This is a genomic window from Bradyrhizobium sp., assembly GCF_035701725.1.
Lineage (GTDB): Bacteria > Pseudomonadota > Alphaproteobacteria > Rhizobiales > Xanthobacteraceae > Bradyrhizobium.
Map to the genome: position 1 here is coordinate 1 of NZ_DASSRP010000134.1, position 8,551 is coordinate 8,551.

At 62.5% G+C, this 8,551-nt stretch carries 9 protein-coding genes and 1 tRNA gene; 8 read left to right on the forward strand and 2 right to left on the reverse strand.

Annotated features, from left to right (window positions below; translation table 11 throughout):
• The first annotated feature begins 49 nt into the window (after positions 1-49).
• Positions 50-409: a cell cycle two-component system response regulator CpdR gene (gene cpdR, locus VFL62_RS07585; protein WP_072826226.1), complete on the forward strand. Its 360-nt coding sequence runs from the start codon at positions 50-52 to the stop codon at positions 407-409.
• A gap of 94 nt (positions 410-503) precedes the next feature.
• Positions 504-578 (forward strand) — tRNA-Val (locus VFL62_RS07590).
• Between the two features lie 136 nt (positions 579-714).
• Here VFL62_RS07590 and VFL62_RS07595 read toward each other — a convergent pair.
• Both VFL62_RS07595 and hydA read right to left on the reverse strand, forming a co-directional pair.
• Positions 715-1,845: an enolase C-terminal domain-like protein gene (locus VFL62_RS07595; RefSeq protein WP_325171752.1), complete on the reverse strand. Its 1,131-nt coding sequence runs from the start codon at positions 1,843-1,845 to the stop codon at positions 715-717.
• Positions 1,846-1,941: 96 nt separating this feature from the next.
• Entirely contained in the window at positions 1,942-3,396 is a 1,455-nt protein-coding gene (gene hydA, locus VFL62_RS07600) for a dihydropyrimidinase (protein WP_325171758.1), read from the reverse strand.
• A 133-nt stretch (positions 3,397-3,529) separates the two neighbouring features.
• Between hydA and VFL62_RS07605 the strand changes: the two genes are divergently transcribed.
• From VFL62_RS07605 to paaK, 6 genes are all read left to right on the forward strand, one after another.
• Positions 3,530-3,901, forward strand: coding sequence for a VOC family protein (locus VFL62_RS07605; protein ID WP_325171753.1), 372 nt, complete (start codon positions 3,530-3,532; stop codon positions 3,899-3,901).
• Positions 3,902-4,010: 109 nt separating this feature from the next.
• Entirely contained in the window at positions 4,011-5,072 is a 1,062-nt protein-coding gene (locus tag VFL62_RS07610) for an amidohydrolase family protein (protein ID WP_325171759.1), read from the forward strand.
• Positions 5,073-5,094: 22 nt separating this feature from the next.
• Positions 5,095-6,207, forward strand: a complete 1,113-nt coding sequence (locus tag VFL62_RS07615; RefSeq protein WP_325171754.1) for an amidohydrolase family protein — start codon at positions 5,095-5,097, stop codon at positions 6,205-6,207.
• A 9-nt stretch (positions 6,208-6,216) separates the two neighbouring features.
• Positions 6,217-6,630 (forward strand): Rieske (2Fe-2S) protein, encoded by a 414-nt coding sequence (locus tag VFL62_RS07620; RefSeq protein WP_325171755.1) that lies wholly within the window; start codon positions 6,217-6,219, stop codon positions 6,628-6,630.
• Positions 6,631-6,867: 237 nt separating this feature from the next.
• Positions 6,868-7,074, forward strand: coding sequence for a hypothetical protein (locus tag VFL62_RS07625; protein WP_325171756.1), 207 nt, complete (start codon positions 6,868-6,870; stop codon positions 7,072-7,074).
• A gap of 18 nt (positions 7,075-7,092) precedes the next feature.
• Positions 7,093-8,397, forward strand: a complete 1,305-nt coding sequence (gene paaK / locus VFL62_RS07630; protein ID WP_325171757.1) for a phenylacetate--CoA ligase PaaK — start codon at positions 7,093-7,095, stop codon at positions 8,395-8,397.
• Positions 8,398-8,551 lie beyond the last annotated feature (154 nt).

The following is an 8,551-nucleotide window of genomic DNA, read 5'->3' on the forward strand; positions in this document are numbered from 1 at the left end:
GGCTTAGTAGGGCGGGGTGATTTTCAAACCGGATTCGACGATTCCAGCCATGCACAAGATCCTGCTTGCCGAAGACGACAACGACATGCGCCGCTTCCTGGTCAAGGCGCTGGAAAACGCCGGTTTTCAGGTCTCGCCGCATGATAACGGCATGTCGGCCTATCAGCGTCTGCGCGAGGAGCCGTTCGAGATGCTGTTGACCGACATCGTGATGCCGGAAATGGACGGCATCGAGCTGGCGCGCCGCGCTTCGGAACTGGATCCCGACATCAAGATCATGTTCATCACGGGCTTTGCCGCCGTGGCGCTGAATGCCGATTCGGAAGCGCCCAAGAATGCCAAGGTGCTGTCGAAGCCGGTCCACCTTCGCGAACTCGTCAGCGAAGTAAATAAGATGCTGGCGGCCTGATTGGCCCATAAAGGGTCCCGAAGCGCAGCCTTCTCATCTTGCCTGCCCGCGTCGGAGCCGATATAGGGACCCTCACCCGAGACCCAAGACTTTAGGGCACGTAGCTCAGCGGGAGAGCACTACCTTGACATGGTAGGGGTCACAGGTTCGATCCCTGTCGTGCCCACCATCGGCTTCCAGTCATGTGATCCGCAACCGGTCGGCGTCGTTGGCGGCCGAACTGTGGCTAACCGGTCAGCCGGTTTTTGTGGCCTTGCGCCTCCGGGGGCCGGCGCGGCCTAAAGCCCGTCGCACATGTCGCCGGCTTACTCGCGCACGGCCAGCGTGCGGGCATTGGCGCGGATCGCCGCGTCGCTCACCGCGATGCCCAGACCAGGACCATCCGGCACGACGACATGGCCGTCGCGATGCGGGATGCGCTGCTCGAGCACGTCTTCGGTGAGCACGTGGTGCGGCATGTAGAACTCGCAGCCCAGTGAGATTCCCGGCGTGGCGGCGATTAGATGTGTGCCTGCGGCAAGCCCGATGCCGCCTTCCCACAAGGTGCCGCCATAGCCCGGCAACCCCGCGGTGTCAGCGATAGCCATCAGCCCTTGGGCCTTGAGGAGCCCGCCGCATTTCATCAATTTGACCGAGATGGCGTCGGCGGCCTGAAGGCGAACGATCTCGACCAGATCCTGCGCATCGAAGCAACTCTCGTCGGCAAGGATCGGCGTATCGAGCGCCGCGGCAAAGGATGTCATCGCCGCCAGGTGGGGACGTGGGACCGGTTGCTCGATGAAGGTCGGCCGGAACGCATCGACATCGCGCAGGATCTTGATCGCGCCGAACGGTTGCAATGCCTGATTGTAGTCGAGCCGCAGATCGATGCTGTCGCCGAACTCGGCGCGCATCGCCTCCAGATGCGCGAGATCCTCGCGATGGGGTTTGACGCCGGTCTTGACCTTGTAGATGAGGTTGCCGGCCGGAACCATGCTCCGCATCCGATCGAGATCGGCCGAAAAATCAGGATCGGCGATCGAGAACGAGAGCGGGATGGTGTCGCGCACGCGGCCGCCGAGCAAGTCGGCAACCGACAGTCCCGTCTGCTTGCCCAGAATATCGAACAGCGCGGTCTCGATTGCGACCTTGGCCTCGGTATGGGCGACCAAGGCCTTGTCGAGCAGGGCCATCGTCTCGCGGATGCGACGGATCGGCCGGCCGATCAGCACCGGACTCAGATAGACGTCTATCGCCGCGAAAGCTGCTTCCGCCGTTCCGGTAAACACTTCCCATGGGGCCGCTTCGCCCCAGCCGACGGTGCCATCGCTTGCTGTGAGCTCGAGCAGGACGCGCTTGACCGCGCCTTTGACATTTCCGACGCCCTGGAGGCGGGTCATCTTGATGGGACTCTCGATCAGGAACAGCCTGATCCGCTCGACAACCTCAGCCCCCATGCGACTTCTCCCGTTTGGCGCCAGATCCGGCTCACAATATTTGATGATGCCGGTACACAACGGAAGTCAATCTGAAGCGGCGTTCAACGTGCGCCGCTATGGCGTGATATCTGCACGCGACACCGCCCGCGGCGCGATCGTCTGCTTCCAGGTCGAATTGGCGACGTGAACGGCTGAGAACGGCGGCCGCTCGACATATTTGCCGTCCCCCTGTTCGGCGCGAAGCTCGCCCCTCATGAAGGCGATCCGCCCGCCCGACAAGGTCGCGATGGGCGCGCCGACACACGCAAAGCCTTCGAACACGTTGTAGTCGATGCGGCTGATCTGGTTTTCCGCGCTGATGGTCTTGTTCGCCTTGGGGTCCCACACCACGATGTCGGCATCGGAGCCGATGTCGAGTCTGCCTTTGCGCGGATAGATATTGAGAATGCGCGCGATATTGGCGGATGTGACCGCGACAAACTCTTCTTTGGTCAATCGGCCGGTGTTGACGCCGGCGGTCCAGAGCAGCGGCATGCGGTCCTCAAGTCCGCCGGTGCCGTTCGGGATTTTGCGGAAGTCGCCGAGGCCGAGGCGCTTCTGTTCCGAGGTGAAGGCGCAATGGTCGGTCGCGACCACCTGAAGCGAGCCCGACTGCAATCCCGCCCACAGGCTGTCCTGATGGCGCTTGTCGCGGAATGGCGGCGACATCACGCGCCGTGCGGCATGGTCCCAGTTCTTGTTTTCGTATTCGGTCGCATCGAGCAACAGATGCTGGATCAATGGCTCGCCGAACACGCGTTGTCCATTGGCGCGCGCCCGCGCAATCGCCTCATGCGCCTCGCGGCAACTGGTGTGCACGATATAGACCGGCGAGCCCGTCATCTCGGCGATCATGATGGCGCGGTTGGTGGCTTCGCCCTCGACCAGCGGCGGCCGTGAATGGGCGTGGCCTTCGGGCCCGGTCATGCCGCTTTCGAGCAAGGCCTCCTGCATCCGCGCCACCACGTCGCCGTTCTCGGCATGCACCAGCGGCAGCGCGCCGAGATGAGCACAACGCGCGAACGAATTGTAGAGTTCATCGTCGTTGACCATCAACGCACCCTTGTAGGCCATGAAGTGCTTGAAGGTGTTGATGCCGTAGGTTTTGACGACGGTCTCCATCTCGTCGAATACCTGTTTCGACCACGATGTCACCGCCATGTGGAAGCCGTAGTCGCAGGCCGCTTTCTCGGATTTGCGCCGCCAGTCCTGATAGGCCGCCAGCATCGATTGGCCGGGATCGGGAATGCAGAAGTCGACCACCATGGTGGTGCCGCCGGCGAGCGCGCCTTTGGTGCCCCACTCGAAATCGTCGGCCGAGACGCTGCCCATGAATGCAAGCTCGAGATGCGTGTGCGGGTCGATGCCGCCGGGCATCACGTAGCAGCCGCCGGCGTCGATCACCTCGGTGCCGGTAGGCGCCTGAAGCGAGGGGCCGAGCGCCACGACCGTTCCGTTGTCGACCAGAACGTCCAGACGCCTCGCATGATCGTGGTTCACCACCGTGCCGCCGCGGATCAGGATCATGATGAGGCCTCCAAAGGGAACGGAACAGTCGCGCTTTCGAACGCGCCTCGGCTTGCAACAGCCGTAGCTTGCAATAGCCGGGCCACGAGCGAAACTGCGTTTATAACAAATCCCGAGAGCCAATGCGGAGGAGTAGATGACCAAAAGTGACCTTCGGCCTCACGCCTATGTGCTCGCGGTGCAGGACCTTGCAGGCTCGACGGCCTATTTTGTCGACGTTCTCGGCTTTGCCAGGGAATGGAACGAGGGTGATAACTGGCAGTGCGTCATCCGCGGCCAGGTGCGGGTGATGCTCGGGCGGTGTCCGGATGCAATGAAACCCTGCGATCTCGGCGATCACAGTTACTTCGGTTACCTCGAAACCGACGACGTCGACACGTTGCACAATGAATTCGCGAGCCGTGGCGCTCGCATTCGTACCGCGCCCGCAAACAAGCCGTGGGGGCGGCGGGAGATGGCGGTGGAGACGCCCGAGGGACACCGTATCATGTTTGCCCAGCGTATTTGACATGGCCGATGCGGATGTCGCCTCTTGCGCGGCCACGGCGGCGGCGTCACACTTGCAATCAATGCAGGGCCGTCGGATGGCCCGCAACAACAAGATCCAGGGACGGAACATGGCGGCGACGCGGATCGATTGCGATATCCACCCCGCGATAGGCGGCACGCGTACGACGCTACTGCCCTATCTCGACGATCACTGGAAAGAGCAGGTGGTGAGCCGCGCAATCGACGGCCTCGACCTCAACAGCTATCCACCGAACATGCCGCTGTCTGGTCGCGCGGACTGGCGGCCTGAAAAAGGTAAACCGGGCAGCGACCTTTCTATGGTTCAGCGCGGCGCGTTCGACCAGCTAGGCGCAAGCCACGCCATCTGTAATGTGCTGTACGGCGCGCCCGCCGTGTTCGATTCCTACATGGCCGCCGGATTTTGCAAAGCGATCAACGATTGGATCGCGGCCGAGTGGCTCAGCCGCGATTCCCGTCTGAGCGCCTCGATCGTGGTTCCCTTGCAGGCGCCGGATCTGGCGGTCGATGAGATCGAGCGCCGCGCCGGCGACAACCGTTTCGTTTCGGTGCTGGTGCTGGCGCAGGGCGAAAGCCTGCTCGGACGGCGGCATTACTGGCCGGTGTGGCAGGCCGCCGAGAAGCATCGGCTGCCGATCGCCATCCACGCCGGCAGCGCCTACCGGCAGGCGCCGAGTTCGGTCGGCTGGCCGAGCTACCGCTACGAATATTATCTCGCCGAGGCGCAAGCGCTGCAGGCCCAGGTGCTCAGCCTGATTTACGAAGGCGTGTTCGTGAAATTTCCGAAGCTCAAGGTCGTGCTGATGGAATCCGGCGTGACTTGGCTGCCGACCTTCATGTGGCGCGCCAACAAGACCTGGCGCGGCGTTCGCGTCGAGGTGCCATGGGTCGAGCGCGAGCCCGCCGCGATCATGCGCGACCATGTTCGCCTCACCATGCAGCCTTTCGACGCGCCGCCGGATGCGGCCGACGTCGCCGACATCATCGAGATGATCGGCTCGGACAAGATGTTCCTGTTCGCCTCCGACTATCCGCACTGGCAGTTCGACGGTGACGACGCGATCCCGCCGAACCTGCCGGCGTCCATCGTTGCGCGCATGTGCGCCGACAACCCGCTCGAAACCTTTCCGCGGCTGTCGCACGCCAGCTAACTCGCTTTTCGAGGAGGACCGCATGAGTGAAGTCATCGACCGCCCGCTGCTCGAGCGGGAAGCCGCCGCCCGGACGCGGCTCAGGATCATCGATTGCGATATTCATCCGAGCCTGCATGCCAAGAGCGACCTCAACCCGTTCATGGCCAAGCGCTGGCAGGAACACCTTAAGACGTTCGGCGATCATCTGCGCACGCCCTATATGGGCACCACGCCCTATCCGCGCTCCTCGCCGCTCTTGGCGCGCCGGGACGCCTGGCCGCCAACCGGCGGTCCTCCCGGCTCCGATCTCCATTTCATGCGCAAGCAGTATCTCGATCCGCTCGACGTCGAATTCGGGGTGCTGCAAGTGCTCGACATGTTCATCTTCTCGCAGCAGGACCTCGAACTCGGTGCCGCGATCCAGCGTGCCGTGAACGACTGGCAGCTTGCGCATTGGACCAGTCGCGAGCCGCGGCTGAGGCCCTCGATCCTGGTCGGGCAGGACGGTGCCGATCTGGCGATCGCCGAGATCGAACGCTGTGCGAAGATCGGCCAGTATCTGCAAATCAACATTTCACCGCGGGCCAACGAGCCGCTTGGCCGCCGCCGGTACTGGCCGATCTTCGCGCGCGCGCAAGAGCTCGGTCTGCCGATTGGCATTCATACCGGCGGTTACGGCGGACATCCGCCGACGGCCGGCGGCTGGCCGTCATATTATGCGGAAGAGCACCAGTCGAACGCACATACGATGGCGGCGACGCTTGCGAGCCTCGTTCTGGAAGGCGTGTTCGAGCACTTCCCGCGTCTGAAGATCGTCTTCATCGAGGGCGGCTTCGGCTGGATTTCCGCCGCCATGTGGCGCATGGACCAGCATTTCGAACGCTTCCGCAGCGAGGTTGCGCATCTGAAGCGCAAACCATCGGAATATGTGCGGGAGCACTTCTGGTTCACCACCCAGCCGGTCGACGAGCCGGATGAAGCCAAACATCTTCGCTCGCTGATCGAGTGGGTCGGCATCGACCGGCTGCTGTTCTCGTCGGACTACCCGCATTGGGATTTCGACGATCCGCGCTTTGCCTTCAAGACGCCTTTGAGCGAAGCGGAGAAGCTCAAGATCTTCCAGACCAACGCGCACGCCGTCTATAAATTCTGATCGCCATCCATGCCCCGTCATATCGTCGCCCGCACCTCCGACATACCGCCCGGCGGCAACAAGGTGGTCACGCTCGACGGCCGCGACGTGGTCGTATTCCATGTCAATGGCGAGTTCTTTGCTCTTCTCAACCGCTGCCCGCATGCCGGCGCGCCGCTGGATCGAGCCGCCTGCATCGCGCGGCTGACCTCGCCGGAACCGGGCGTCTATCAGCGGTCGCGAGTCGGTGAGTTGATCCGTTGTGGTTGGCATGGCTGGGAGTTCGATATGCGCAACGGTCAGTCGTGGTTCGATCCCAAGCGAGTCAAGATCAGGACCTACCCGGTCGTAATCGAGGACGGCGAAACGCTCGCCAAGGGTCCCTACGTTGCCGAAACATTTCAAGTTCACGTCGAGGACAACTACGTGATTGTCGAAACCTGACTCTTTTGTTTGCACCGCAGACACAGTTGTCATGCTATAAGCCGGCATCCTAGTGGAGTGGATTTGACATTAGCTACCCACCTAGCCGCGGGTCCGACAAGCGAATGTCAAATCCGGAACTCCACTAGAACTTTATATTTGCTAGTGGTCCTTTGATTCTAACATGCGCAAAAGTGTTCGCTGAGACGGGATGCGAATGTTAGAATCGGACCACTATGGTGTGGATAGGTGTCACGAATGTCGAAGCAGACGATGCGCGAAGAGGCCGAGCGCCTGATCCGCGAGGCCATGGCGCGCAAGCCGCTGGTCGTGAAAGAAGGCAATACCCGCATCGAGGCGGTATGCGGAAAATGTGGCGCGCCGAACCGCGTCTCCGCCGAGCGGGGGGTGAAGCGCGCGAAATTCGCCTGCAAGCAATGCGGTCACAAGCAGGAGACGCTGTAACCGCTTCGAGGTGACGGGATGGGCGCAGCACAAGGATTGGAGCCGATCGAGACTGCCAGCGCCGACCAGCTACGTTCATTGCAGCTTGCGCGCCTGAAGGAGACGGTCAGCCGCGCCTACCAAAAGGTTCCGCATTATCGGCGGGCCTTCGATGCGGCGGGCGTCCAGCCGGACGATCTGCGGCAGCTTTCCGACATTTCGAAATTTCCGCTCACGACCAAACAGCATCTGCGCGACAATTATCCCTTCGGCATGCTGGCGGTTCCGATGGATGACATCATCCGGATCCACGCCTCCAGCGGCACCACCGGCAAGCCCACCGTGGTCGCCTATACAAGAGGCGATATTCAAACCTGGTCGCAGCTGATGGCGCGCTCCATTCGCGCCGCCGGTGGCCGCGCGAGCGACAAGATCCATGTCGCCTATGGATATGGTCTCTTCACCGGCGGGTTAGGCGCTCATTATGGCGGCGAATGCCTTGGCGCGGCGGTCATTCCCGTCAGCGGCGGGATGACCGAACGGCAGGTGCAGATCATCTGCGATTTCCAGCCTGACATCATCATGGTGACGCCGTCCTACATGCTGGCGATCGCCGACGAATTCGACCGGCAGGGGATCAAGGCCAGCGCCTGCTCGTTGCGGGCCGGGATTTTCGGCGCCGAGCCGTGGACGGAAAGCATGCGCAAGGAAATCGAATCCCGCATGGGGCTGGACGCGCTCGACATCTACGGGCTGTCCGAGGTCATGGGTCCCGGCGTGGCGCAGGAATGCATCGAGACCAAGGACGGCCTGACGATCTGGGAGGATCACTTCTATCCCGAGATCATCGATCCGGATTCCGGCACGCCGCTGGCGGACGGCCAGTCGGGCGAACTGGTCTTCACCACGTTGACCAAGGAAGGCCTGCCGCTGATCCGTTATCGCACGCGCGACCTGACGCGCTTGTTGCCGGGGACCGCACGGACCATGCGGCGGATGGAACGGGTCAAAGGCCGCAGCGATGACATGCTGATCATTCGCGGGGTCAACGTCTTTCCCTCCCAGATCGAGGCGGCGCTGTCGGGCGAAGACAGGCTGGCGCCGCATTATGTCCTCGAGCTGCGCCGGTCCGGGCCGCTCGACGAGCTCGATGTCGTCGTCGAGACCCGCCAATTGTTAGGTTCCGAGGCGAGCGGCGAGCGCGAGCAACTGCGGCTCAAGGCCGAGCATCTGATCAAGGCGTTGGTCGGGGTGACTTCGCGCGTGCGCATCGTCGACCCCGGCATGATCGAGCGCTCGCAAGGCAAGGCCAAGCGCGTCCTCGATCTCAGGCCCAAGAACTGATGAGCAAGAATTGATGTGCAAGGATTGAAGCGGTGTCGACTGTGTTTCCCTCCGGCGTGCTGCCGGCCGCAACCCTTCAGGATTGGCGAGCCGCTGAACCCATGTCCGTCGGCGACTTCGCGGGCGATTGCCGCCGCTATGCAGCCTATTGGGG

What these genes read in the sequence shown, in the direction of transcription:
- cpdR (WP_072826226.1), top strand. Translation starts at nt 50, where the DNA reads ATGCACAAGATCCTGCTTGCCGAAGACGACAACGACATGCGCCGCTTC.
- VFL62_RS07595 (WP_325171752.1), bottom strand. Translation starts at nt 1,845, where the DNA reads ATGGGGGCTGAGGTTGTCGAGCGGATCAGGCTGTTCCTGATCGAGAGT.
- VFL62_RS07605 (WP_325171753.1), top strand. Translation starts at nt 3,530, where the DNA reads ATGACCAAAAGTGACCTTCGGCCTCACGCCTATGTGCTCGCGGTGCAG.
- VFL62_RS07610 (WP_325171759.1), top strand. Translation starts at nt 4,011, where the DNA reads ATGGCGGCGACGCGGATCGATTGCGATATCCACCCCGCGATAGGCGGC.
- VFL62_RS07615 (WP_325171754.1), top strand. Translation starts at nt 5,095, where the DNA reads ATGAGTGAAGTCATCGACCGCCCGCTGCTCGAGCGGGAAGCCGCCGCC.
- VFL62_RS07620 (WP_325171755.1), top strand. Translation starts at nt 6,217, where the DNA reads ATGCCCCGTCATATCGTCGCCCGCACCTCCGACATACCGCCCGGCGGC.
- VFL62_RS07625 (WP_325171756.1), top strand. Translation starts at nt 6,868, where the DNA reads ATGTCGAAGCAGACGATGCGCGAAGAGGCCGAGCGCCTGATCCGCGAG.
- paaK (WP_325171757.1), top strand. Translation starts at nt 7,093, where the DNA reads ATGGGCGCAGCACAAGGATTGGAGCCGATCGAGACTGCCAGCGCCGAC.